The 25,578-nt window shown below is 65.3% G+C and carries 16 protein-coding genes; 14 read left to right on the top strand and 2 right to left on the bottom strand.

Annotated elements, in window-relative coordinates; genetic code table 11:
• The first annotated feature begins 188 nt into the window (after positions 1-188).
• On the top strand, positions 189-2,834 hold the full coding sequence (gene aceE / locus BLS61_RS09930; protein ID WP_090430330.1) for a pyruvate dehydrogenase (acetyl-transferring), homodimeric type: 2,646 nt from the start codon (positions 189-191) through the stop codon (positions 2,832-2,834).
• A gap of 11 nt (positions 2,835-2,845) precedes the next feature.
• Positions 2,846-4,822, top strand: a complete 1,977-nt coding sequence (gene aceF / locus BLS61_RS09925; protein ID WP_090430328.1) for a dihydrolipoyllysine-residue acetyltransferase — start codon at positions 2,846-2,848, stop codon at positions 4,820-4,822.
• Between the two features lie 92 nt (positions 4,823-4,914).
• On the opposite strand, the gene BLS61_RS09920 is transcribed toward aceF, so the two are convergent.
• Positions 4,915-5,421 carry a hypothetical protein gene (locus BLS61_RS09920; protein ID WP_090430326.1) on the bottom strand — a complete coding sequence of 169 codons (507 nt, stop codon included), beginning with the start codon at positions 5,419-5,421 and terminating at the stop codon, positions 4,915-4,917.
• A gap of 164 nt (positions 5,422-5,585) precedes the next feature.
• On the opposite strand from BLS61_RS09920, the gene BLS61_RS09915 reads away from it, so the two are divergent.
• The 4 genes from BLS61_RS09915 to BLS61_RS09900 all read left to right on the top strand — a co-directional run bounded on the left by BLS61_RS09915 (position 5,586) and on the right by BLS61_RS09900 (position 10,543).
• Positions 5,586-8,300 carry a putative bifunctional diguanylate cyclase/phosphodiesterase gene (locus BLS61_RS09915; protein ID WP_090430324.1) on the top strand — a complete coding sequence of 905 codons (2,715 nt, stop codon included), beginning with the start codon at positions 5,586-5,588 and terminating at the stop codon, positions 8,298-8,300.
• Positions 8,301-8,351: 51 nt separating this feature from the next.
• Complete coding sequence (gene msrA, locus BLS61_RS09910; RefSeq protein WP_090430321.1) at positions 8,352-9,005, top strand: peptide-methionine (S)-S-oxide reductase MsrA; 654 nt, start codon at positions 8,352-8,354, stop codon at positions 9,003-9,005.
• Between the two features lie 16 nt (positions 9,006-9,021).
• Positions 9,022-9,219, top strand: coding sequence for a putative motility protein (locus BLS61_RS09905; RefSeq protein ID WP_090430319.1), 198 nt, complete (start codon positions 9,022-9,024; stop codon positions 9,217-9,219).
• A gap of 70 nt (positions 9,220-9,289) precedes the next feature.
• Positions 9,290-10,543, top strand: a complete 1,254-nt coding sequence (locus BLS61_RS09900) for a cyclic di-GMP phosphodiesterase (RefSeq protein WP_090430317.1) — start codon at positions 9,290-9,292, stop codon at positions 10,541-10,543.
• Between the two features lie 104 nt (positions 10,544-10,647).
• Here BLS61_RS09900 and BLS61_RS09895 read toward each other — a convergent pair whose 3' ends face one another.
• Positions 10,648-11,502 (bottom strand): 23S rRNA (adenine(2030)-N(6))-methyltransferase RlmJ, encoded by an 855-nt coding sequence (locus BLS61_RS09895; RefSeq protein WP_090430315.1) that lies wholly within the window; start codon positions 11,500-11,502, stop codon positions 10,648-10,650.
• A gap of 116 nt (positions 11,503-11,618) precedes the next feature.
• Between BLS61_RS09895 and BLS61_RS09890 the strand changes: the two genes are divergently transcribed.
• The 8 genes from BLS61_RS09890 to trxC all read left to right on the top strand — a co-directional run bounded on the left by BLS61_RS09890 (position 11,619) and on the right by trxC (position 25,478).
• Positions 11,619-12,659 carry an NAD(P)H-dependent flavin oxidoreductase gene (locus tag BLS61_RS09890; protein ID WP_090430313.1) on the top strand — a complete coding sequence of 347 codons (1,041 nt, stop codon included), beginning with the start codon at positions 11,619-11,621 and terminating at the stop codon, positions 12,657-12,659.
• Positions 12,660-12,814: 155 nt separating this feature from the next.
• Complete coding sequence (locus tag BLS61_RS09885) at positions 12,815-14,620, top strand: acyl-CoA dehydrogenase (RefSeq protein ID WP_090430420.1); 1,806 nt, start codon at positions 12,815-12,817, stop codon at positions 14,618-14,620.
• A 164-nt stretch (positions 14,621-14,784) separates the two neighbouring features.
• Positions 14,785-16,530: a potassium/proton antiporter gene (locus BLS61_RS09880; RefSeq protein ID WP_090430311.1), complete on the top strand. Its 1,746-nt coding sequence runs from the start codon at positions 14,785-14,787 to the stop codon at positions 16,528-16,530.
• 126 nt (positions 16,531-16,656) lie between these two features.
• Complete coding sequence (gene mscK / locus BLS61_RS09875; RefSeq protein WP_090430309.1) at positions 16,657-20,007, top strand: mechanosensitive channel MscK; 3,351 nt, start codon at positions 16,657-16,659, stop codon at positions 20,005-20,007.
• Between the two features lie 15 nt (positions 20,008-20,022).
• On the top strand, positions 20,023-21,486 hold the full coding sequence (gene selO / locus BLS61_RS09870) for a protein adenylyltransferase SelO (protein WP_090430308.1): 1,464 nt from the start codon (positions 20,023-20,025) through the stop codon (positions 21,484-21,486).
• Positions 21,487-21,793: 307 nt separating this feature from the next.
• A complete protein-coding gene (locus BLS61_RS09865; RefSeq protein WP_090430306.1) occupies positions 21,794-23,584 on the top strand; it encodes an SLC13 family permease in 1,791 nt (596 codons plus the stop codon).
• 122 nt (positions 23,585-23,706) lie between these two features.
• Complete coding sequence (locus BLS61_RS09860; protein ID WP_090430303.1) at positions 23,707-24,984, top strand: bifunctional O-acetylhomoserine aminocarboxypropyltransferase/cysteine synthase; 1,278 nt, start codon at positions 23,707-23,709, stop codon at positions 24,982-24,984.
• Positions 24,985-25,043: 59 nt separating this feature from the next.
• Positions 25,044-25,478, top strand: coding sequence for a thioredoxin TrxC (gene trxC, locus BLS61_RS09855; RefSeq protein ID WP_090430300.1), 435 nt, complete (start codon positions 25,044-25,046; stop codon positions 25,476-25,478).
• Positions 25,479-25,578: the final 100 nt, after the last annotated feature.

Genomic DNA, 25,578 nt, shown 5'->3' with positions numbered 1-25,578 from the left:
CCGCGAATTGTAGTTTTACTACGGAAGAATTGTATCCAGAGGGCTGAATCCGTCGTCGAAATGTAGTAAAACTACACGCGGCCGGCCCTACCCCCGGTAAATCCAAGAATTTCAACTCGCCCGCCCAAAAAGCCGGCGAGACCCAACTGGCCTCCGATTCTGGAAGCCTTTCCGCCCTGGAGCAAGCCATGCAAGACCTCGATCCGATCGAAACCCAGGAATGGCTGGACGCCCTTGAATCCGTCCTCGACCGTGAGGGTGAAGACCGTGCCCATTACCTGATGACCCGTCTGGGCGAGCTGGCCACCCGCAGCGGTGCGCAACTGCCCTACGCGATCACCACGCCGTACCGCAACACCATCCCGGTCACCCACGAAGCGCGCATGCCCGGCGACCTGTTCATGGAGCGCCGCATTCGCTCGCTGGTGCGCTGGAACGCCCTGGCCATGGTGATGCGCACCAACCTGGACGACCCGGATCTGGGCGGCCACATTTCCAGCTTCGCCTCTTCCGCGACGCTGTACGACATCGGCTTCAACTACTTCTTCCAGGCCCCGACCGAAGAACACGGCGGCGACCTGGTGTTCTATCAGGGCCACGCCAGCCCTGGCGTCTACGCCCGCGCCTTCATGGAAGGACGCATCAGCGAAGAGCAGATGAAGAACTTCCGCCGCGAAGTCGACGGCAAGGGTCTGTCGTCCTACCCGCACCCCTGGCTGATGCCGGACTTCTGGCAGTTCCCCACCGTGTCCATGGGCCTTGGCCCGATCCAGGCGATCTACCAGGCCCGCTTCATGAAGTACCTGGAAGCGCGCGGTTTCATCCCGGCCGGCAAGCAGAAAGTCTGGTGCTTCATGGGCGACGGCGAGTGCGACGAGCCGGAATCCCTCGGCGCCATCTCCCTGGCCGGCCGCGAGAAGCTGGACAACCTGATCTTCGTCATCAACTGCAACCTGCAGCGCCTCGACGGTCCGGTGCGCGGCAACGGCAAGATCATCCAGGAACTCGAAGGCGTATTCCGCGGTGCCCAGTGGAACGTCAACAAGGTGGTCTGGGGTCGCTTCTGGGATCCGCTGTTCGCCAAGGACAAGGACGGCGCCCTGCAGCGTCGCATGGACGAAGTGGTCGACGGTGAATACCAGAACTACAAGGCCAAAGACGGCGCCTATGTGCGCGAAAACTTCTTCAATACCCCGGAACTCAAGGAGATGGTCAAGGACCTCTCCGACGACGAGATCTGGAAGCTCAACCGTGGCGGCCACGACCCGTACAAGGTCTACGCGGCCTACCATCAGGCCGTGAACCACAGCGGCCAGCCGACCGTGATCCTGGCCAAGACCATCAAGGGCTACGGTACCGGCGCCGGTGAAGCGAAGAACACCGCGCACAACACCAAGAAGGTCGATGTCGACAGCCTGCGTCAGTTCCGCGACCGCTTCGACATTCCGGTCAAGGACGAGGACCTGGAAAACCTGCCGTTCGTGCGCCCGGAGCCGGGCAGCCCCGAGTACAAGTACCTGCACGAGCGCCGCAACGCGCTGGGCGGCTTCGTCCCGCAGCGTCGGCAGAAGAGCTTCAGCATCCCCACCCCGCCGCTGGATACCCTCAAGGCCATCCTCGACGGCTCGGGCGACCGCGAAATCTCCACCACCATGGCCTTCGTGCGCATCCTCGCGCAGCTGGTCAAGGACAAGGAACTGGGCCAGCGCATCGTCCCGATCATCCCGGACGAAGCCCGTACCTTCGGTATGGAAGGCATGTTCCGTCAGCTCGGCATCTACTCCTCGGTCGGCCAGCTGTACGAGCCGGTCGATAAAGACCAGGTGATGTTCTACAAGGAGGACAAGAAAGGTCAGATCCTCGAGGAAGGCATCAACGAAGCCGGCGCCATGAGCTCCTTCATCGCCGCCGGTACCTCGTACTCCAACCACAACCAGCCGATGCTGCCGTTCTACATCTTCTACTCGATGTTCGGCTTCCAGCGCATCGGCGACCTGGCCTGGGCCGCTGGCGACAGCCGCACCCGTGGATTCCTGATCGGCGGCACCGCCGGCCGTACCACCCTCAACGGTGAAGGCCTGCAGCACGAAGACGGTCACAGCCACATGCTGGCAGCGACCATCCCCAACTGCCGCACCTACGATCCGACCTACGGCTACGAGCTCGCCGTGATCATCCGCGAAGGCATTCGCCAGATGACCGAAGAGCAGCAGGACATCTTCTACTACATCACCGTGATGAACGAGTCTTACCAGCAGCCGGCCATGCCGGAAGGCGTGGAAGACGGCATCATCAAGGGCATGTACCTGCTCGAGGAAGACAAGAAGGAAGCTGCACACCACGTGCAGCTGCTGGGCTCCGGCACCATCCTGCGCGAAGTGCGCGAAGCGGCGAAGATCCTGCGCGACGAGTACAACATCGCTGCCGATGTCTGGAGCGTCACCAGCTTCAACGAACTGCGTCGCGACGGCCTGGCCGTGGAGCGTCGCAACCGCCTGCACCCGGGCCAGAAGCCGCAGCAGACCTATATCGAGCAGTGCCTGAGCGGTCGCAAGGGCCCGGTCATCGCCTCCACCGACTACATGAAGCTGTTCGCCGAACAGGTTCGTCAGTGGGTACCGAGCAAGGAATACAAGGTCCTGGGCACCGACGGCTTCGGCCGCAGCGACAGCCGCAAGCAGCTGCGTCACTTCTTCGAAGTGGATCGCAACTGGGTCGTGCTGGCCGCCCTGGAAGCCCTGGTAGACCGTGGCGAGATCGAAGCCAAGGTGCTGGCCGACGCCATCGCCAAGTTCGGCATCGACGCCGACAAAGCCAACCCCCTGGACTGCTAAGGAGCGTAGCGATGAGTGAGTTGATTCGCGTACCCGACCTCGGCGGTGAAGGCGAGGTGATTGAACTGCTGGTCAAGGTCGGCGACCGCATCGAAGCCGAGCAGAGCGTACTGACCCTGGAGTCCGACAAGGCCTCCATGGAAGTGCCCTCGCCCAAAGCCGGCGTGATCAAGGAAATCAAGGTCAAGATCGGCGATCGCCTGAAGGAAGGCGACGAGCTGCTGGTGCTGGAAGTCGAAGGGGCTGCGCAAGCCGCACCGGCGCCGAAAGCCGAAGCTGCGCCTGCCGAAGCCCTTAAAGCGGCCGCTCCGGCAGCCGCGCCCGCCGCTGCTGCCAGCAGCAGCGTGCAGGACGTGCACGTGCCGGATATCGGCTCCAGCGCCAAGGGCAAGGTTATCGAGATCATGGTCAAGGTCGGCGATCGCATCGAAGCCGACCAGAGCCTGCTGACCCTGGAGTCCGACAAGGCCTCCATGGAAATCCCCGCACCGGCTGCCGGCGTGGTGGAGCAGGTGCTGGTCAAGCTGGACGACGAGATCGGCACCGGCGACCTGATCCTCAAGCTGAAAGTCGAAGGCTCCACTCCGGCAGCCTCTGCGCAGGCTCCGGCTGCCGCGCCGACACAAGCTGCCGCACCCGCTGCAGCCCCTGCACCGGCCGCCGCACCGAGCGGCAGCAGCGTGCAGGACGTGCACGTGCCGGACATCGGCTCCAGCGCCAAGGGCAAGGTCATCGAGATCATGGTCAAGGCCGGCGACAGCATCGAAGCCGACCAGAGCCTGCTGACCCTGGAGTCCGACAAGGCCTCCATGGAGATCCCCTCGCCGGCTGCCGGCGTGGTGGAGCAAGTGCTGGTCAAGCTGGATGATGAAATCGGCACCGGCGACCTGATCCTCAAGCTCAAGGTAGCCGGCTCTGCGTCTGCACCCGCGCCGGCGCAAGCCAGCCAGGAAGTGCACCGAGTGCCGGAAGGTGCGGCGCCGGAAGTGGCCGCCGAAGTGCGCGCCATCGCCTCGCTGTCGGCTGCTGCCGCCGAAGTCGCCAATGCGCCCAAGCGCGATGGCGCCAAGGTGCATGCCGGCCCGGCCGTGCGTCAGCTGGCCCGCGACTTCGGCGTGGAGCTGGCGGATATCGCCGGTACCGGCCCGAAAGGTCGCATCCTCAAGGAAGACGTGCAGGCGTACGTCAAGGCGATGATGCACAAGGCCAAGGCCGCACCGCAGGCGACTGCTGCAGCCGCTACCGGCGGCGCCGGCATCCCGCCGATCCCGGCCGTGGACTTCAGCAAGTTCGGTGAAATCGAAGAAGTGGCGATGACCCGCCTGATGCAGGTCGGCGCCGCCAACCTGCACCGCAGCTGGCTCAACGTACCGCACGTGACCCAGTTCGACTCGGCCGACATCACCGACCTGGAAGCCTTCCGCGTCGCGCAGAAGGCCGTGGCGGAAAAGGCCGGCGTCAAGCTGACCGTGCTGCCGCTGCTGCTCAAGGCCTGTGCCCACCTGCTCAAGGAGCTGCCTGACTTCAACAGTTCGCTGGCCCCGAGCGGCAAGGCACTGATCCGCAAGAAGTACGTGCACATCGGCTTCGCCGTCGATACGCCGGACGGCCTGCTGGTGCCGGTGATCAAGAACGTCGACCAGAAGAGCCTGCTGCAGCTGGCCGGCGAAGCCGCCGCACTGGCCGACAAGGCACGCAACAAGAAGCTCTCGGCTGACGACATGCAGGGCGCCTGCTTCACCATCTCCAGCCTCGGCCATATCGGCGGCACCGGCTTCACGCCGATCGTCAATGCGCCGGAAGTGGCGATCCTCGGTGTGAGCAAGGCCACCATGCAGCCGGTGTGGGACGGCAAGGCCTTCCAGCCCAAGCTGATGCTGCCGCTATCGCTGTCCTACGATCACCGCGTGATCAATGGCGCAGCCGCTGCCCGCTTCACTCAGCGCCTGTCGCAGCTGCTGGCCGACATCCGCACCATCCTGCTGTAAATCGTTTCGAGCACGCCACGCTCGCATCCTCAACCCCGCCCATTCAGGCGGGGTTTTTTTATTCAGCGGCAAGCTTCTGGCGCCTGGCCAACTTATCCCTTCTGCACGTTGCGAATCAGAAAGCTCAGCGCCTTGGCCAGCTCGCCGGCGCCCTGATGATCACGCACGATGCTCAGCAACGGGCTGCCGTCAGCCGGGTTGAACAGCACACAGCGGATACCGCCTGTCGGACATTCGTAGCGGATGAACGGGTCGATGCCGAACACCGGAACGCGCTGGTTGCGCACGGCGATGGCGGTACCCTGCTGGCCGCGGCTCTCTTCGCGCAGGATGAGTTCGCCGGCATTGCCGACGGCGAAGCGGTACAGCAGATCCTGCCGCTGCGCCTGGCCGACCTGGTAGCCGGCCCGCAGGGCATAGGTTTCCAGCAAGGCATTGCTGTGCGCCAGCAGTGCCTGGCGCTCGTTATCGGTCAGGTAAAGACGCTTGAGCCCGTCCAGGTAAGCGGCCTGCTCAGCGCCCTGCAACGCGCCTTCGTCAGCGGCGCTGGCGAGGGCCGGAAGCGCAGCGCAAAGCGCTGTTCCCAACAACATGGCCATCAGTTTCCTTGTCAGTCTTGCTTGCATGATGCACCCTTGCCGAACGCTATAGTGAAGTAGGCCTGAGCCCTAGCCTCCGTCCACGCCGTTGCACCCTGGCAGCAGCGGCCCTGTGCAGAGAACGGAAGCCTCGCCTGGTCAGCATACTGGAAGCCCAACGCCCAATGAAAAGCCATCCCGATGCCGGCACCCGCTCGGCAGCCGAGGTTGTGACGCAGTTGCCAGTGCCATCGCGGCTCGGCATGTTGCGTTTCGAGCGCTTGAACGAGCCAAGCTGGGCACTGCTTTTTCTCGACCCGGCCTGTGAGCGCAAACTCGGCATCAGCGCCGCCGACCTCTGCGCATTGGTGGACGCCCCCTATGCCAGCCTGATGGAGCCGGAAGCGCGCTACCGTCTGCACGATGCCATCCAGCAGCAACTGCTGCAGGGTCCGCACTACCTGGTGCGCTACACCCTGCATACACCGCAGGGTGCACTGAACCTGCTGGAGGTCGGTGAGCCGTTCAAACAGCGCAACCGCCAGCTGCTGCGCGGCTATCTGCTGGTCACCGATGAGCAACCGAGCGCCGCTGCCGATGCCGGCGAACTCGAGCTGGAGTTGCAGACGCAGAATCAGAACCTGCGCAGTTCGCTGCAGCATTACCAGCGCACGCAGGACAACCACCTGCAGCATCTGGCCCGCTCGCATACCCAGCAACAGCTGATCGTCCGCCTGGCACGCCAGCGCTACGTCTCCAGCGACCCGCAACGGGAAGCGGCCGAGCTGATCACCCAGGCGGCATGCGAGGTCTATGGCGTGGCCCGTGCGGGTATCTGGCGCCTGGGCAGTCAGAGCCTCGACTCCATATCGCTGTACCGCCGCGACCTGGCCCGGCATGAACAACTGCCGTCGATCGATGCTCGCAACTTCCCGCATTACCTCGAGGCCCTGCACAGCGGTCGCGCGATCGACGCTCACGACGCGCAGCACGACCTGCGCACACGCGAGCTGACTCCCGGTTATCTGCTGCCGCTGGGCATCACCTCGATGCTCGATGCCAGCATTCGTATCGAGGGCGAGGTGGTGGGCATCCTCTGTCTCGAACACGTAGGTCCCAAGCGCATCTGGCAGGCCGACGAGATCGCCTTCGCCGGCGAGCTGGCCGATCAGTTCGCCCAGGTGCTGATCAACCAGGAGAAGCGCTCGGTCACCCATGCGCTGTATCTGTTCCAGCGCGCCGTCGAGCAGAGCGCCAGCGCCTTCCTGCTGGTCGATCGCGACGGCCGGGTGGAATACGTCAACCCCAGCTTCACCGCCATCACCCTGTACAGCAGCGACGAGGTCTGCGGTCATCGCCTGTCGGAACTGCCGGCGCTGGCCAACCTCAGCGACCTGCTGTTCGATACCGACTCGAGCCTGGCCGAGCACAGCAGCTGGCAGGGCGAGTTTCGCAGCCGGCGCAAGAACCAGGAACCGTACTGGGGCCACCTGTCGATATCCAAGGTCTATGGCGACGACGGCGAGCTGACCCACTACATCGGCATCTACGAAGACATCACCGAGGCCAAGCTGGCGCAACAACGCATCGAGCGCCTGGCCTACACCGACAATCTGACCAACCTGGGCAATCGCCCGTCGTTCATCCGCAGCCTCGAAGAGCGTTTCGCCCGCAACACCCAGCAATCGCTGGGGCTGCTGCTGGTGGACATCGACAACTTCAAGCGCATCAACGACAGCCTCGGCCACCAGACCGGCGACAAGCTGCTCTCGGCCCTGGCCCGCCGCCTGCGCAACAGCCTCGGCGCCAAGGGCACCCTGGCGCGCTTCGCCAGCAACGAGTTCGCCATCCTGCTCGATGGCTGCGACCAGGACAGCGGCCTGCGCGTCGCCCATCAGGTGCTGCAGACCCTGGACAAACCGCTGTTCGTCGACAACCAGCTGATCAGCATCACCGGCTCGGTGGGCCTGGCCATCGCCCCGGAACACGGTAACGACCCGCAGACCCTGATGAAGCACGCCGGCCTGGCCCTGCACAAGGCCAAGGCCAACGGCAAGCACCAGGTGCAGCTGTTCACCGAGGCGCTCAATGCCGAGGCCAACTACAAGCTGTTCGTCGAGAACAACCTGCGCCGCGCCCTGACCCAGAACGAACTGGAAGTCTTCTATCAGCCCAAGCTGTGCCTCAAGAGCGGCCAGTTGCTGGGCATGGAAGCGCTGCTGCGCTGGCAGCATCCGGAAAAGGGCATGATCAGTCCCGACCAGTTCATCGGCGTGGCCGAGGAAACCGGCCTGATCATCCCCATCGGCAAGTGGGTGGTACGCCAGGCCTGCCGCATGAGCAAGCAGATCGCCGCCATCGGCATGGGCACGCTGCAGGTGGCGATCAACCTGTCGCCCAAGCAGTTCTCCGACCCGGACCTGGTCGGCTCCATCGCCGCCATCCTGCACGAGGAACAGCTCGACCCACGCCTGCTGGAGCTGGAACTGACCGAAAGCCTGCTGCTGGAAGCCACCGAAGACACCCGCCACCAGCTCGGCCGCCTCAAGAGCCTGGGCCTGACCCTGGCCATGGACGACTTCGGCACCGGTTATTCCTCGCTCAGCTACCTGAAGAAATTCCCCATCGACGTGATCAAGATCGATCGCAGCTTCATCAAGGACATCCCGGACAACCAGGACGACATGGAGATCACCTCGGCGGTGATCGCCATGGCCCACAACCTCAAGCTCAAGGTGGTCGCCGAAGGCATCGAAACAGGCGCGCAGCTGGCCTTCCTGCGCCGCCAGCACTGCGACGTCGGCCAGGGTTACCTGTTCGACAAACCGATTTCCGGCCGCGAGCTGATCGACAGCCTGCGCCGCTATCCCTGCCGGCCACAGGCCGACCAACGGACGTAATACGCGGCACTGCGCGTAGTCCACACCTCAATCACCGTTCAGGAGACCCTCATGGTTCTGCGCTCCCAGATTCTCGTCGACAAACAGGCCCTGCCCAGCGCCGAACAGGCCCTGCCCGGTCGTGCCGAGCCGCTGCCGGTGGCCGATACCCACCATGTCAACGGCAACCCGATCAAAGCGCCGTTCCCCGCCGGCCTGCAGCAGGCGGTGTTCGGCCTGGGCTGTTTCTGGGGCGCCGAGCGGCGCTTCTGGCAGCAGCCGGGCGTGTTCAGCACGGCAGTCGGCTATGCCGGCGGTTTCACCCCCAACCCCACCTACGAGGAAGTCTGCTCCGGCCTGACCGGGCACACCGAGGTGGTGCTGGTGGTGTTCGACCCGCAGCAGACCAGCTTCGAGGCGCTGCTCAAGGTGTTCTGGGAAGTGCACAATCCGACCCAGGGCATGCGCCAGGGCAACGATCAGGGCACCCAGTACCGCTCGGCCATCTACTGCCAGGACGAGGCGCAACTGAGCGCGGCCAAAGCCAGTCAGGCACGCTTCCAGGCCGAACTGGACAAGGCCGGCCTGGGCAGCATCACCACCGAAATCCGCGAGGCGCCGACCTTCTACTACGCCGAGACCTATCACCAGCAATACCTGGCGAAGAACCCCAATGGCTATTGCGGCCTGGGCGGAACAGGCGTATGTCTACCTCCTGAGTCCTGACCCCAGGTAGAACGTCGTGGAGCTGAGCAGCATTTCCAGCCAGGTATCGAGCCAGGCATCGGCGCAGATCGCTGCGCAGATGTCGCTCCTGCTACTGCGCAAGACGCTGGAGCTGCAGGCCAGCTCCATAACGGGGCTGGTGCAGGCCGCTGCACCGCCCGGCGCCTCCGGCAACCCGCCCCATCTCGGCAACAGCATCGACGTAATGGCCTGAAGACCTGCTGACCTGACGTCGACCGCCGGACTAAACTGCGGGCAATTAGCCATCAACCGACGAGCCTGGCATGCCCGCCACCCTGCCCTACATCTCGCCTGATCAGCTTTGCGTCGGCCTCTACGTCCATCTGGACCTGAGCTGGTGGGAGCATGATTTCGCCTTCAGCAATTTCAAGATCAAGGATGAAGCGCAGATTCGTGCCCTGCGTGCGCTGAAGCTGAAGCAGCTGCGCTACGATCCGTCGCGCAGCGACTGCCCGCCCCTGGCATTGACCGAAGACGTGCCGGCGCCGGCCCCCATCGAACTGCCCGTCGATCCGCAAGCACAGCAACGCCAGGAGCGTGCGCAGAAGCTGCGCCAGCTGCGCAGCCGCCTGGCCGACGTGGACCGCCGCTTCATCGAGGCCAGCCAGCGCATCAAGGCACTCAACCAGACCCTGCGCAGCCGCCCGGAAGATGCCATGCGCCAGGCCGGCGCCATCGTCGGCGAGATGGTCGAGACGCTGCTCGGCGCCCCCGGCGTGGTGCTGCACGGCATCACCGGCAAGGCCGCCGAGGACAGCTACTTCCACGCGCTCAACGTCACCGTGCTGTCGCTGCTGCTCGGGCGTCAGCTCGGCCTTGACAGCGAGGCCTGCCACAGCCTGGGCCTCGGCGCGCTGCTGCACGATATCGGCATGCTGGAAGTGCCGAGCAAGGTGCTGCTCAAGCCCGAGCCCCTGAGCCGTCCGGAGCAGCAGCTGTTGCAGATGCACACAGAGTTCGGCCTGCGCATGGGGCAGAAGCTGATGCTCGATGACGAGGTGCTGCGCATCATCCACGAGCACCATGAGCACTGTGACGGCAGCGGCTACCCGCGTGGCCTGCGCGAAGCTGCGATCGGCCGGCTGAGCCGCCTGGTGGCCATCACCAACCATTTCGACGGCCTGTGCAACCCGCTCGACCCGCGCCAGGCACTAAGCCCGCACGAGGCCCTGGCGCTGATGTTCAAGCAGCAGCGCGAGCACTTCGACGAGGTGGCGCTGAAGGCCTTCATCCGCGTCATGGGCATCTACCCACCCGGCAGCCTGGTGCAACTGGAAGACGAGCGCTATGCGCTGGTATTGGGCATGAACCCGACCCAGGCGCTGAAGCCGACGTTGATCGTCTACGATGCCGACACGCCCAAGCAGGAAGCCCTGATCCTCGATCTCGCCCAGGAGCCGAAGCTGGCCATCGCCCGCAGCCTGCGCCCTTCGCAGCTACCGCTGGAGGTGCTGGAATACCTCAGCCCGCGGCGCAACCTTAGCTATCACATCGAGCCCAATCACAAGCCTGCTTGAGCCCCTTGTAGCCCGGATGCAATCCGGGGATCGGGGGCCACGGCTCCCGTATTGCATCCGGGCTACGCGCTGCAGGCAAGAGCAGTGTGCGGCTAGTTTGCAGCTTATGGCTTGCCGCTTGCGGCTTCTTCTATCAGCCAATCCAGACGCCAGCCACCCTGGCTCTGGCCAAGCACATCGGCCAGCCAAGGCAGCAGCTGCTTGAGCTCGTCTTCCAGGCCCCAGGGTGGATTGCTGATCACCAGGCCGGAACCGCTCAGGCGCGTCGCATCGTCCGGGGCATGCACGTAAAGCTCGGCGCGCAGCAGCTTGGGCGCAGCGCTCTTTTGCAGGTCGCGGTAGAAGCGCGACAGCTGGCGCTCGTCCTTGATCGGATACCAGATCGCCACGATGGCCTGACGCATGCGCCCATGTGCCTCGTTCAGCGCTTCGACGCAGCGCTGCAGCTCGTCGGTCTTTTCGAAGGGCGGGTCGATCAGCAGCAGCACGCGCTTCTCGCGGGTCGGCATCAGCGCCCGCGGCACCAGCCAGCCCTCGCCCAGGTGCACCGCTACGCGACGGTCGCCGCGCATGTTGTCCTTGAGCAGGCGGCCGTCCTCGGGGTGCTTCTCGTTGAGCTGCAGACGATCCTGCTCACGGCTGAGCAGGCGCGCCAGCTCAGGCGAACCCGGGTAGTAACGCAGCTCGCCATCCGGGTTCATCGCCCGCACCACCTCCAGATAGGCCTCCACCGCATCCGGCAGCTGCGTGGCCTGCCACAGGCGACCGATGCCTTCCAGGTATTCGCCGGTGCGGCTGGCCTGATCGCCCAGCAGGTCATACAGGCCAAGGCCGGCGTGGCTGTCGAGGTAGGCAAAGGGGGCCTCCTTCTTCGACAGCAGGGCGAGCAGGCGGGTCAGTATCAGGTGCTTGAGCACGTCGGCGTGGTTGCCGGCATGGAAGGCGTGGCGGTAGTTCATGCGGGAGTCCTCGAATCAGGCGCGCAGTTTAACAGGCCGGCGCCTGGCATTGCGGCTTGCCCCTTCGCGCCCTTACGGCCTAGGCTGCGCTTCTCCACGGATAGCGAGAACCCGCCATGTCTCTGCAAGAACTGCTCGGCAGCGAACTGCCCCTGATCCAGGCGCCGATGGCCGGCTCGCAGGATCACCGTCTGGCTGCTGCCGTGTGCGAGGCTGGCGGCCTCGGCTCGATTCCCTGCGCCATGCTCACACCCGTAGCCCTGCGCCAGGCGCTACAGGCGATGCGCGAGCTGAGCGCGCGGCCGTTCAACCTCAACTTCTTCAGCCATATGCCGCCCGAGCCGGACACAGCCCGCGAGGCAGGCTGGCGCGAAGCCCTGGCGCCCTACTATGCCGAGCTGGGCGTGGACCCGGCGAACAGCGCCAGCGGGCCGGGGCGCCTGCCATTCAACGACGAAGCGGCCGAATTGGTGGAGGAGTTCCGCCCGGCGGTGGTCAGCTTCCACTTTGGCCTGCCGCAGCCGGACCTGCTGGAGCGAGTCCGCCGCAGCGGTGCGAAGATCCTCTCCAGCGCCACCACCCTGGACGAGGCGCTGTGGCTGCAGGAACGCGGCGTCGATGCGGTGATCGCTCAGGGGCTGGAAGCCGGCGGCCATCGCGGACATTTTCTCGATCACGACCTGAGCCGCCAGCTCGGCACCTTCGCCCTGCTGCCGCAACTGGTCGATGCACTGTCGGTGCCGGTGATCGCCGCCGGCGGCATCGGCGATGCGCGGGGCGTAGCCGCGGCCATGGTCCTCGGCGCTGCCGGGGTGCAGGTCGGCAGCGCTTACCTGCTGTGCCCGGAGGCCGCTACCGGCGCCATTCACCGCGCTGCCCTGCAGAGCCCGGCGGCGCACCATACGGCGCTGACCAACCTGTTCAGCGGCCGCCCCGCGCGCGGCATCGTCAACCGGCTGATGCGTGAGCTGGGGCCGATCAGCACGCAGGCGCCGGAGTTCCCCCTGGCCACCGCGGCCATCGCGCCGCTGCGCGCGGCGGCCGAGGCCCAGGGCAGCGGCGACTTCTCGCCACTGTGGGCCGGGCAGAACGTCGCCAGCTGCCGGCCAATGCCGGCGGCCGAGCTGACCCGTGAGCTGGCGCGGGGCTTCGCCTGACAGCCTGGTAGGGCGGGTGCAACCCGCCATTCCCGGAGCGGCGGGTTTCACCCGCCCTACCTTCCACCAACGAGCGATTATCACCACCGATGATGATGCTGGGCAGCCGGGCGACCGCCTGCCTAGACTCGGTCGATCATCTGGAGGCCCGTCCCATGTCCGAGACCCTGCTCAGCTCCCGCAACCTGGCGTTCGAACTCTTCGAGGTGCTCGACGCCGAAGCCCTGACCCAGCGCCCGCGCTTCGCCGACCACAACCGCGAGACCTTCGAGGCGGCGATCAGCACCGCGCGCGGCATCGCCGAAGAGCTGTTCGCCCCGCACAACCGCAAGAACGACGAACACGAGCCGCAGTACGTCGACGGCGGCGCGGTACTGATCCCGGAGGTCGAGCCGGCCCTGCGCGCCTTCCACGAGGCGGGCTTCCTCAATGCGACGCGCGATTTCGAGCATGGCGGCATGCAGCTGCCCAACCTGCTGTCGCAGGCCTGCTTCGCCCATTTCCAGTCGGCCAATATCGCCACCAGTTCCTACTCGATGCTGACCATGGGCGTGGCCAACCTGATCGAGGCCTTCGGCAGCGAGGAGCAGAAAGCCCGCTACCTGCAGCCGATCATCGATGGCCGCTTCTTCGGCACCATGGCGCTGACCGAGCCGCACGCCGGCTCCTCGCTGTCGGACATCAGAACCCGCGCCGAGCCGCACCCCGACGGCAGCTACCGCATCAAGGGCAACAAGATCTTCATCTCCGGCGGCGACCAGCCGATTTCCGAGAACATCGTGCACATGGTGCTGGCCAAGCTGCCGGACGCACCGCCCGGGGTGAAGGGCATCAGCCTGTTCCTGGTGCCCAAGTTCCACGTCAATGACGACGGCAGTCTGGGTGCGCGCAACGACGTCACGCTGGCCGGCCTGTTCCACAAGATGGGCTGGCGCGGCACCACCTCCACGGCACTGAACTTCGGCGACAACGGCGAATGCGTCGGCTATCTGGTGGGCAAGCCGCACGCTGGTCTTTCCTACATGTTCCAGATGATGAACGAGGCGCGCATCGGCGTCGGCATGGGCGCGATCATGCTCGGCTATGCCGGCTACCTGTACTCGCTGGACTATGCGCGCAATCGTCCGCAGGGCCGCCAGCCGGACGGCAAGGATCCGACCAGCCCGCAAATCTCGATCATCGAGCATGCCGATGTGCGGCGCATGCTGCTGACGCAGAAGGCCTACGTCGAAGGCGCCTTCGATCTTGGCCTATACGCCGCACGCCTGTTCGACGACACCCAGACCCTGGAAACCGCCGAAGATCGCACCTGCGCGCTGGAGCTGCTTGACCTGCTCACGCCCATCGTCAAGTCCTGGCCCTCGGAGTTCTGCCTCAAGGCCAACGAGCTGGCCATCCAGATTCTCGGCGGCCACGGCTATACCCGCGAGTACCCGGTGGAGCAGTACTACCGCGACAACCGCCTCAACCCGATCCACGAGGGTACCCACGGCATCCAGTCGCTCGACCTGCTAGGGCGCAAGGTATCGATGAACGGCGGCGCCGCGCTCAAGCAGCTGCTCAAGCTGATCAACGACTGCTGCCAGCGCGCCAGCGAACACGAGTCGCTCACCGCCCTGCGCCAACCGCTGGAGCAGCTGCTGGCGCGCCTGCAGGCGGTGACCCTGGCCCTGCTCGGCGACCTGATGAGCGGCAAGGTCAACCAGGGCCTGGCCAACTCGGCGCTGTACCTGAAGGTGTTCGGCCATACGGTGATCGGCTGGCGCTGGCTGGAGCAGGCGATTCGCGCCGAGCTGGGCCTGGCCCGCACCGACAATGCCGAGGAGCAGGCCTTCTACCGCGGCAAGCTGCAGGCCGCGCGCTATTTCCTGACCTGGGAAGTGCCGAGCTGCCACCACGACCTGGCCATCCTCGAAGCGCGCGATGACACCTGCCTGGGCATGCAGGACGCATGGTTCTAGGGAGCGGCTACAGGCTGCAGGCAAAGCAAAGCAGACTTGCAGCCTGAAGCCTTCAAGAAAAATGTAATAACCTTTTTGACAGCGGTACGAAGGCTACGGTTAGAATCCCTGGCACGCGCCATGCATAACGGCGCCCCACATTTGCCTGCCAGGAGTACGCGCAGTTGGATGCCAGCGCCATCAACAATCTGTTCTTGATCGGCGCCCTGCTGGTAGCGGCCAGTATTCTGGTCAGCGCGTTCGGTACGCGCTTCGGCATCCCCATCCTGGTGATCTTCCTCGCGGTCGGCATGCTCGCCGGCGTCGACGGCCCCGGCGGCATCGTCTTCGACAATTACCCCCTGGCCTACCTGGTGGGCAACCTGGCGTTGGCGGTGATCCTGCTCGACGGCGGCATGCGCACAAGGGTTTCCAGCTTCCGCGTGGCCCTGTGGCCATCGCTGTCGCTGGCCACGGTGGGCGTGGTGATAACGGCCGGGCTCACCGGCCTGGCCGCCGCCTGGCTGTTCAACCTGACACTGCTCGAGGGCCTGCTGATCGGCGCCATCGTCGGCTCCACCGATGCCGCGGCGGTGTTCTCCCTGCTGGGCGGGCGCGGCCTCAACGAACGCGTCAGTTCCACCCTGGAAATCGAGTCCGGCAGCAACGATCCGATGGCGGTGTTCCTCACCGTGACCCTGATCGCCATGCTCGCCAGCGGCCAGACCGGTTTCAGCTGGGACCTGCCGATCCAGCTGGTGCAGCAGTTCGGCCTCGGCGCCCTGTTCGGCCTGGGTGGCGGCTGGCTGCTGCTGAAACTGATCAATCGCATGGAATTGGCTACCGGCCTGTATCCGCTACTGGTGGTCAGCGGCGGCCTGATCATCTTCGCCATCACCACTGCCGTGGGTGGCAGCGGCATCCTCGCCATCTACCTGTGCGGCCTGCTGCTGGGCAACCGGCCGATCCGTTCGCGCCACGGCATCCTGCACATGCTCGACGGCCTCACCTGGCTGGCGCAGATCGGCATGTTCCTCGTCCTCGGCCTTCTGATCACCCCGCACGAGCTGCTGCCGATCGCCCTGCCGGCACTGGGCCTGGCGCTGTGGATGATCCTCTTCGCACGGCCGCTGTCGATCCTCCTCGGCCTGCTGCCATTTCGCGCCTTCCACGACCGCGAGCGGATCTTCATCGCCTGGGTCGGTCTGCGCGGCGCGGTGCCGATCATCCTCGCGGTGTTCCCGCTGATGGCCGGCCTGCCCAACGCGCAGCTGTTCTTCAACGTGGCGTTCTTCATCGTGATCGTCTCCCTGCTGCTGCAGGGCACCAGCCTGCCGCTGGCAGCCAAGCTGATGCGCGTCACCGTACCGCCGGAGCCGGCACCAGTGTCGCGCGCCGGCCTGGAAGTGCACCCAACCAGCCAGTGGGAGCTGTTCGTCTATCGCCTCGGCGCCGAGAAATGGTGCATCGGCGCCGCCCTGCGCGAGCTGAACATGCCCGAGGGCACCCGTATCGCCGCCCTGTTCCGCGGCCGCGAGCTGCTTCACCCGTCTGGCAGCACGCGCCTGGAAGCGGGCGACCTGCTCTGCGTGATCGGCCACGAACATGACCTGCCGGCGCTCGGCAAGCTGTTCAGCCAGGCTCCCAAACGCGGTCAGGACCTGCGTTTCTTCGGCGATTTCGTACTGGAGGGCGACGCCGAACTGAGTGCAGTCGCAGCACTGTATGGCCTGAAGCTCGACGAGCTGGAAGGCAATCAGCCGCTGGGCCGCTTCATCGCCCACGAGATCGGTGGCGAGCCGGTAGTCGGTGACCAGGTGGAGTGGCAGGGCCTGACCTGGACCGTGGCGGCCATGGAAGGGAACAAGGTGCGCAAAGTCGGCGTCAGATTCCCCGAGGGCACACGTCCGGGCCCTGGGCTGCACTTCTAGCAGGCGGTCAAAACTCCCGGCAGGGACTCTGCTAGCATCAGCATCGCGCGCGGGCCAACAGGCCCGCGCCTTCGTTGTGCCGCGGTATCCTCAATCGCAACCGTCCACTTTGGTATTCAATCGACCATGCATTTGTCGCGTCTTTCCCTAGCAGCCGTCCTGTTCGCCCTGTGTCTCGGCATGCCGCGGGCATTTGCCGAAGAGCCGCCGCAGATCGAAAGCGTGCAGCAGAGCCTCGACGGCCTGGCCGAGCGCAAACTGCCGGAGGCCGAACAACTGGCGCTCAAGCAGACACTCGAACAGACGCTGCGCATGCTGCAGGACCGGCAGAATGCCGAGCAGCGCCTCAGCGACCTGCGCAAGCAGCTGGACGATGCGCCGCGCCTGATCAACGAAGCCCAGCGCGAGCTGGACCGGCTCAAGTCGAGCCCCGAACAGCAGATTTCCGCGCGCCATGCGCGCAGCTCGCTGGCTCAGCTCGAACAGCTGCTGAGCGAACGCTCCAGCCAGATCAGCGACTGGAACAAGGCGATCATCGAGGCCAACAGCCTGGTGATCACCGCACAGACCCGCCCGGAACGCGCCCAGGCGGAGATCAGCCAGAACCAGGCACGCAGCCAGCTGCTCAACGACGCCCTGAAGAGCGGCCGCTTCGAAGGCAAGGCACTGAATCAGGAGCGGCGCAATCAGCTCAACGCCGAACTCTCCCTGCTCGCCGCGCAAACCCAGCTGCGCCGCCAGGAACTGGCGGGCAACAGCCTCCTGCAGGACCTCGGCAGCGCCCAGCGCGCACTGCTCGAGGAACGCATCAATCGCGCCGAGCAGGAGCGCCAGGCCCTGCAGGGCCTGATCAACGAACGCCGTCGCGCGGAATCGGAACAGACCGTCGCCGAACAATCGCGCGAGGCCGAACGGGCCAGCTCGGACAGGCTGCTGGCTCGGGAAAGCTCGCTCAACCTCAAGCTCTCCGACTACCTGCTGCGTGCGACCGATCGCCTCAACGGCCTGACCGAGCAGAACCTGCAGACCCGCCAGCAGCTGGACAACCTCAACCAGGCCAACAGGGCTCTGGATGAACAGATTCGGGTGCTGCAGGGCAGCCTGCTACTGTCGAAGATTCTCTACCAGCAGAAGCAGGGGCTGCCGAAGCTGAAACTCGAAGACGGTTCGCTGGCCAACGAGATCGCCGATATTCGTCTCTATCAGTTCGAGCTCAACAAGCAGCGCGAGGAGATCAGCGATCCGGCCCGCTACATGGAGAACCTGCTCAGCGGCCAACCGAGCGAGGAAGTCACCCCGGAGCTGCGCAACGCACTGCGCGAGCAGCTCAATACCCGGCGCGAACTGCTCGACCGCCTCAACCGCTCGCTGAACGCGTTGCTCAACGAGTCGATCACCCTGCAGCTCAACCAGAAGGAGCTGGAAAGCACCGCCAGCAGCCTGCGCGCCACCATCGACGAGCAGATGTTCTGGATTCCCAGCAACAAGCCAATTGATCTGGATTGGCTGAAATCGGCACCGCGGCGCCTCGAGCGGCAACTGGCCGACCTGCCCTGGAGCATGGCCATCAGCGAACTGGGCGCGGGCCTGGTCGAACGTCCGCTGGTGTTCCTGCCGCTGATCCTGCTCTGTGCGCTGATCCTCTGGCGGCGCCAGTTCCTGTTCGACAAGCTCAGCGGGCTGCATGGCGACATCGGCCACTACAAGCACGACAGCCAGTTGCACACGCCGATGGCGCTGGGCCTCAACATCATCCTGGCGCTGCCGGTGACGCTGTTCCTGGCCCTGTGCGGCTATGCCCTGCTGCACGATGCGCGCGGGCAGAATCTCTACCTGGGCGCCGCGCTGTACGAGATGGCCGAGGCCTGGCTGGTGTTCTATACCCTGCACCGCATCCTGTCCCCGGATGGCGTGGCCGTCCTGCACTTCCACTGGCCGCCGGCCAACGTCGCTTTCTTCCGCCAGCACCTGCGTCGCCTGGGCCTGGTGGTGATGGCCCTGGTGGCCGTGGTGAGCATCGCCGAACACCAACCGGCAAGCCTGGAAAACGACGTGATCGGCATCATCGTGGTGCTCAGCTGCTATGCCCTGATGGCCTGGATGCTGTTCCACCTGCTGTTCAGCGCACCGCTGCGGGAGAACACCTCGCCTCTGCGCACCAGCGTCGGCGTGCTGTTCAACCTGCTGCCGCTGGCGCTGATCGGGGCGGTCGCCTTCGGCTACTACTACACCGCGCTCAAGCTCACCGACCGACTGATCGACACCCTGTACCTGCTGATCATCCTGCTGATCGTCGAGGCCACGCTGGTGCGCGGCCTGAGCGTGGCGGCACGGCGCCTGGCCTATCAGCGCGCCCTGAGCAAACGCCAGGCGCAGAGCAAGGAAAGCCTGGATGGCGAAGCGCCGGTGGAGGAACCGACCCTGGGCATCGAGCAGGTCAACCAGCAGTCCCTGCGCCTGATCCGCCTGGCCCTGCTCGGCGGCTTCCTGGTCTGCCTGTACGCGGTCTGGGCCGACCTGATCGGGGTATTCACCTACCTCGACACCATCAACCTCTACGAATACAGCAGTGGCAGCGGAGACAGCGCGACGCTGGTGCCCATCAGCCTGATGGACGTGATTGGCGCGCTGATCATCGTCGCCATCACCGTGGCCCTGGCGCGCAACCTGCCGGGCCTGCTCGAGGTGCTGGTGCTGTCACGCATGCGGCTGGCGCAGGGCAGCGCCTACGCCACCACCACCCTGCTGTCCTACGTACTGGTGGGTATCGGTATCGTCAGCACCCTGTCCACCCTGGGGGTCAGCTGGGACAAGCTGCAATGGCTGGTGGCGGCGCTGTCGGTGGGCCTGGGCTTCGGCCTGCAGGAGATCTTCGCCAACTTCATCTCCGGTCTGATCATCCTGTTCGAGCGCCCGGTGCGTATCGGCGACGTGGTGACCATCGGCAACCTGTCCGGCACGGTGAGCAAGATCCGCATTCGCGCCACCACCATCACCGATTTCGACCACAAGGAAATCATCGTTCCGAACAAGACCTTCATCACCGGCCAGCTGATCAACTGGTCGCTGAGCGATACGGTCACCCGCGTCACCCTCAAGGTGGGGGTCGGCTACGGTTCGGATCTGGATCTGGTGCGCAAGCTGCTGCTGCAGGCCGCGCAGGAAAATCCGCGAGTGCTCAAGGAACCGGCGCCCATCGTCTACTTCCTCAACTTCGGCGAGAGCACGCTCGATCATGAGTTGCGCATCCACGTGCGTGACCTCGGCGACCGCAACCCGGCCACCGACGAGATCAACCGCTTCATCGACCGTGAATTCCCGAAAAACGGCATCAACATCGCCTTCCGCCAGGTCGAGGTGTACGTGAAGAACCTCGCCCATGGCGAGCAGAAGCTCGACCAGACGGACCTGAGCAAAGCCGCAGCCGCCGGTGCAGCCGCCGTGCAGCAAGCGCCCAAACCGCCCGCAGCGCCCTGAGCGCCAGGAGCCCCGGTGAAAAGCCTCGACCAGCTGACCTTCGACAACCGCTTCGCCCGCCTCGGTGACGCCTTCTCCACCGAGGTGCTGCCCGAGCCCATCGAACAGCCGCGTCTGGTGGTGGCGAGCGAGGCGGCCATGGCCCTGCTCGATCTCGATCCGGGCGAGGCGCAACGCCCCGAGTTCGCCGAACTGTTCGCTGGCCACAAGCTGTGGGAAGCGGCCGAGCCGCGCGCGATGGTCTATTCCGGCCATCAGTTCGGCGGCTACACGCCGCGCCTCGGCGACGGCCGCGGCCTGCTGCTCGGCGAGGTTGTCAACGCGGCTGGCGAGCACTGGGATCTGCACCTGAAAGGCGCCGGCATGACGCCCTACTCGCGCATGGGCGATGGTCGCGCGGTGCTGCGTAGCTCGATCCGCGAATTTCTCGCCAGTGAACACCTGCATGCCCTCGGGATTCCCAGTTCGCGCGCGCTGTGCGTCACCGGCTCGGACACCCCGGTGTGGCGCGAGAAGAAGGAAAGCGCAGCGATGGTGCTGCGCCTGGCGCAGAGCCACGTGCGTTTCGGTCACTTCGAGTATTTCTACTACACCCGCCAGCACGAGCAGCTGAAAACCCTCGGCGAACACGTCATGGCTTGCCATTTCCCGGCTTGCCTGGAGCAGGACGAACCCTGGCTGGCACTGCTGCGCGAGGTAATCGAACGCACCGCCGCGATGATCGCCCACTGGCAGGCCTATGGCTTCTGTCATGGGGTGATGAACACCGACAACATGTCGATCCTCGGCATCACCTTCGACTACGGCCCTTACGCCTTCCTCGACGATTTCGACGCCAACCACATCTGCAACCATTCCGACGACACCGGTCGCTACAGCTTCAGCAACCAGGTGCCCATCGCCCACTGGAACCTGGCGGCCCTGGCGCAGGCGCTGACGCCCTTCACCGCCGTGGAAAAGCTGCGTGAAGCGCTGGAGCTGTTCCTGCCGCTGTATCAGGCGCACTACCTGGACCTGATGCGCAGGCGCCTGGGCTTCACCAGCGCCGAGGACGATGACGAAGCGCTGGTCCAGCGCCTGCTGCAGCTGATGCAGCAGGGCCAGGCCACCGACTACAGCCTGTTCTTCCGCCGCCTTGGCGAGCAGGCGCCTGCCGATGCGCTCAAGGTGGTACGCGATGATTTCGTCGATCTGGCCGGCTTCGACGCCTGGGGCCAGGCCTACCTGGCGCGCTGCGAGCGTGAGGGCGGCGAGCAGGCCGAACGCCAGGCACGCATGCATTCGGTCAACCCCAGGTACATCCTGCGCAACTACCTGGCGCAGCAGGCCATCGAGGCGGCCGAAGCCGGCGACTATGGCCCGGTGCGCGAACTGCATGCGGTGCTCTCCCGGCCATTCGACGAGCAGCCGGGCAAGGAGCGCTATGCCGAGCGCCCGCCGGAATGGGGCAAGCACCTGGAAATCAGCTGCTCGTCGTAGAGATGAATGGTCACCTGAGCGTAGGGTGCGCCGCGCGCACCAACCGCCCCGGTGACCCGCGCAGCGCAGGTGAAGATCCACCACAACGGCCTGCGAGAACACCTGCCCTACCCATCCGCTCGGCTCAGATGGATGGACGGACCGCGCCAGCCCCCAAGCCGTATGCCTTATCCATTAAATCGAAAAGGCATATAAACCTTTCTAAACATTCTTAGACTATCTAATACAAGCCCACTATCTTGGCGCCCTGCCAGGCCGCCCGGTGCGCGCCCGATACCTCACACGAGATTCGACGCTAAGGATGCTCATGTCCTGGGACTCCCTGCCCTTGCTATTCGTCGGCGCCCTGCTGATCTGGGTGCTCTATGCCTTCATCCGGGAAAAATGGAGCCCGGACATAGTTGCTGCCATCGCCGTGGCAGCGCTGCTGGTCAGCCAGTTGCTGGAGCCCAGGGAAGTGCTCGGCGTGCTCTCCAACTCGGCGCCTGTGACCATCGCCTGCATGTTCGTGCTATCCGCCGCACTGGAGCGCACCGGCTGCATCGACGCCCTTGGCAACTGGCTGGGTAACCTGGTCGGCAGCAACCCCATTCGCGTACTCACCGGCCTTACCGTTACTGCCCTGGTGGTATCGGCCTGCCTGAACAACACCCCGGTGGTGGCCATCCTCACCCCGGTGGCCATCGCCCTGGCACGCCGCTCCGGCACCCTGCCGTCCAAGCTGCTGATTCCGCTGTCCTACGCCACCATCCTCGGCGGCACCCTGACCATGATCGGCACCTCCACCAACATCCTGGTCGACGGCGTGGCGCGCAAGGCCGGCCTGGCCCCCTTCGGCATCTTCGAGATCACCGGGGTCGGCCTGGTCATGGCGGCTTGCGGCATGGCCTACCTGCTGACCGTCGGCCGCCATCTGCTGCCGGAGCGCGAGACCCTGTCGCGCCAGCTGCGCCCGGACCTGTCGCGCACCTTCATGACCGAGCTGCTGGTGCCGCACGATTCGCCGATGATCGGCAAGACCCTGCACGAGGCCAACCTCAATGGCGGTAGCGGCCTGCAGGTGCTCAAGCTGTTTCGCGAGGAACAGGAGCTGACCGAGCCGGATGCCGACACCCTGCTGGCCAGCGGCGACCGCCTGGTGCTGCACGGCCAGGTCAAGGACGTGGTGGAACTGCGCGAAAGCGGCCACCTGAGCTTCAACCGTGGCGACGCCTTCGAGACCATCAGCAGCCATGACGTGATCCTCGCCGAGGCCATAGTCGGGCGTAACTCGCGCTACAGCCACCGCCCCATGCGCGACCTCGACCTCACCGCACGTTACGGCATCGCCGTGCTCGCCGTGCACCGCCAGGACGAGAACGTGCAGGGCAACCTCGACGACTTCGAACTGCAGTTCGGCGACGTGATGCTGGTCGAAGGGACCCCGGCGCAGATCAAGCGCTTCGCCGACAACGGCGAGCTGATCAGCCTCAACGCCGTGCAGGAACGCGCCTTCCGCCGCGACAAGGCGCCCATCGCCATCGGCGCCACCCTGGCGGTGATGCTGCTGGCCGCCTTCGGCGTGATGCCCATCGAGGGCCTGGCGATCATCGGCGCGGTGACCGTGCTGGCGACCCGCTGCCTGGATGTGGAGGACGCCTACAAGGCAGTGGACTGGAAGATCCTCAGCCTGATCTTCGGCATGCTGGCCATTAGCATCGCCATGGACAAGGTCGGCCTGGTCAAGCTGCTGGTGGAGAACGTCATGGGCTGGCTGCCCTGGGCCGGGCCGCTGCTGATGCTGAGCTTCATCTACCTGTTCACCTCGATCCTCACCGAGATGCTGTCGAACAACGCGGTGGCGGTACTGGTGACGCCCATCGCCATCGGCATGGCCCAGCACATGGGCGTCGATCCGCGCGCTTTCGTGGTCGCGGTGATGTTCGCCGCCAGCGCCAGCTTCGCCACGCCCATCGGCTACCAGACCAACACCTTCGTGTACAACGCCGGTGGCTACCGCTTCACCGACTTCATGAAGGTCGGCATCCCGCTGAACCTGCTGCTGTGGGGCGTGGCAACGCTGGTGATTCCCTGGTTCTTCCCACTGACCCCGTTATAGGGAATAAGCAGCGAAGACAATGTTCTAAGGCGCAGCCCGTTTCATTGCTCCAGCGCATTGACCGGGCCTCGCCGCCTTCTCCATGCTGCGATCCTTTCAATCTGCTCTGAGGGAACGCGCGCATGAAACTGGAAACCCTGGCCATCCACGCCGGCTACAGCCCCGACCCGACCACCAAGGCGGTGGCGGTCCCCATCTACCAGACCAGCTCCTTCGCCTTCGACGACACCCAGCACGGTGCCGACCTGTTCGACCTGAAAGTCGCCGGCAACATCTATTCGCGCATCATGAACCCGACCAACGCCGTGCTCGAAGAGCGCGTGGCGGCGCTGGAAGGCGGCGTCGGTGCGCTGGCCGTGGCCTCCGGCATGGCGGCCATTACCTATGCCATCCAGACCGTAGCCGAGGCCGGCGACAACATCGTCTCGGTGGCCAAGCTCTACGGAGGCACCTACAACCTGCTGGCCCACACCCTGCCGCGCTTCGGCATCCAGACCCGCTTCGCCGCACACGATGATATCGCCGCACTGGAAGCACTGATCGACGAGCGCACCAAGGCAGTGTTCTGCGAGTCCATCGGCAACCCGGCCGGCAACATTGTCGACCTCAAGGCCCTGGCCGAAGCCGCGCATCGTCATGGCGTGCCGCTGATCGTCGACAACACCGTGGCCACGCCGATTCTCTGCCGCCCCTTCGAGCATGGCGCGGACATCGTCGTCCACTCGCTGACCAAGTACATCGGCGGCCACGGCACCAGCATCGGCGGCATCGTGGTCGACTCCGGCAAATTCCCATGGGCCGACAACAAGGCGCGCTTCCCGCTGCTCAATACGCCCGATCCCTCCTACCACGGCGTGACCTACACCGAAGCCTTCGGCCCTGCTGCCTTCATCGGCCGCTGCCGCGTGGTACCGCTGCGCAACACCGGCGCGGCGCTGTCGCCGTTCAACGCCTTCCTCATCCTGCAAGGCCTGGAAACCCTGGCCCTGCGTATGGAGCGGCACACCGAGAACGCGCTGAAAGTCGCGCGATATTTGCAAAACCACCCGCAAGTGGCCTGGGTGAAATATGCCGGCCTGGCCGATCATCCCGAGCACGAGCTGGCCCAGCGCTACTTCGGCGGCAAGCCGGCGGCGATCCTCTCCTTTGGCATTCAGGGCGGTCAGGAAGCCGGGGCACGCTTCATCGATGCGCTGCAACTGGTGGTGCGCCTGGTCAATATCGGCGATGCCAAGTCGCTGGCCTGCCACCCGGCGTCCACCACCCACCGCCAGCTCAGCGACGAGGAACTGCAGAAAGCCGGCGTGCCACGCGACATGGTGCGCCTGTCGATCGGCATCGAGCATATCGACGACATCCTCGCCGACCTGACCCAGGCACTCGAGGCGGCGCGCGGCTGATCGCTTGAAAAGCTGCGATTTCGGCTCCAGATAGGTGTGATTGCCGCTGGAGCCGAATCATGAGCACTCCCCTGCTGATCCCCTGCCCGCATTGCAACGGGCTCAATCGCATTCCCGCCGAGCGCCTGGGCGATGCCCCGCGCTGCGGCCGCTGCAAGGCCGAGGTGCTGCCTGCAGCGCCCTTCACGCTCACGCAAGGCAACTTCGCCAGCCAGCTCAAGGGCGACCTGCCGCTGCTGGTGGACGTCTGGGCCAGCTGGTGCGGCCCCTGCCAGGCCTTCGCCCCGACCTTCGCCCAGGCCGCAGTTCAGCTGCAAGGACGCTGCCGCCTGGGCAAGCTCGATAGCGAAGCCAACCCGCAGCTGTCCGGCCAACTCGGGATTCGCTCCATTCCCAGCCTGATCCTGTTCAGGGGTGGCGTGGAAATCGCGCGCCAGAGCGGCGCCATGCCCCTGCCGCAACTGCTGGCCTGGCTGCGCCAACAGGGCATCTAGACTACGCGCTATCCCGCGCTCAACCATCGTTCGAGCGTAGGGTGTCGCGGGGCCGCCCAGGCCATGCGCACCGCCGATAAACGCGATGCCCGGTGTGCAC

The organism is Ectopseudomonas guguanensis, from assembly GCF_900104265.1.
In the GTDB taxonomy this organism is placed as follows: domain Bacteria; phylum Pseudomonadota; class Gammaproteobacteria; order Pseudomonadales; family Pseudomonadaceae; genus Aquipseudomonas; species Aquipseudomonas guguanensis.
This window is presented reverse-complemented; position numbering and strand designations above follow the sequence as displayed.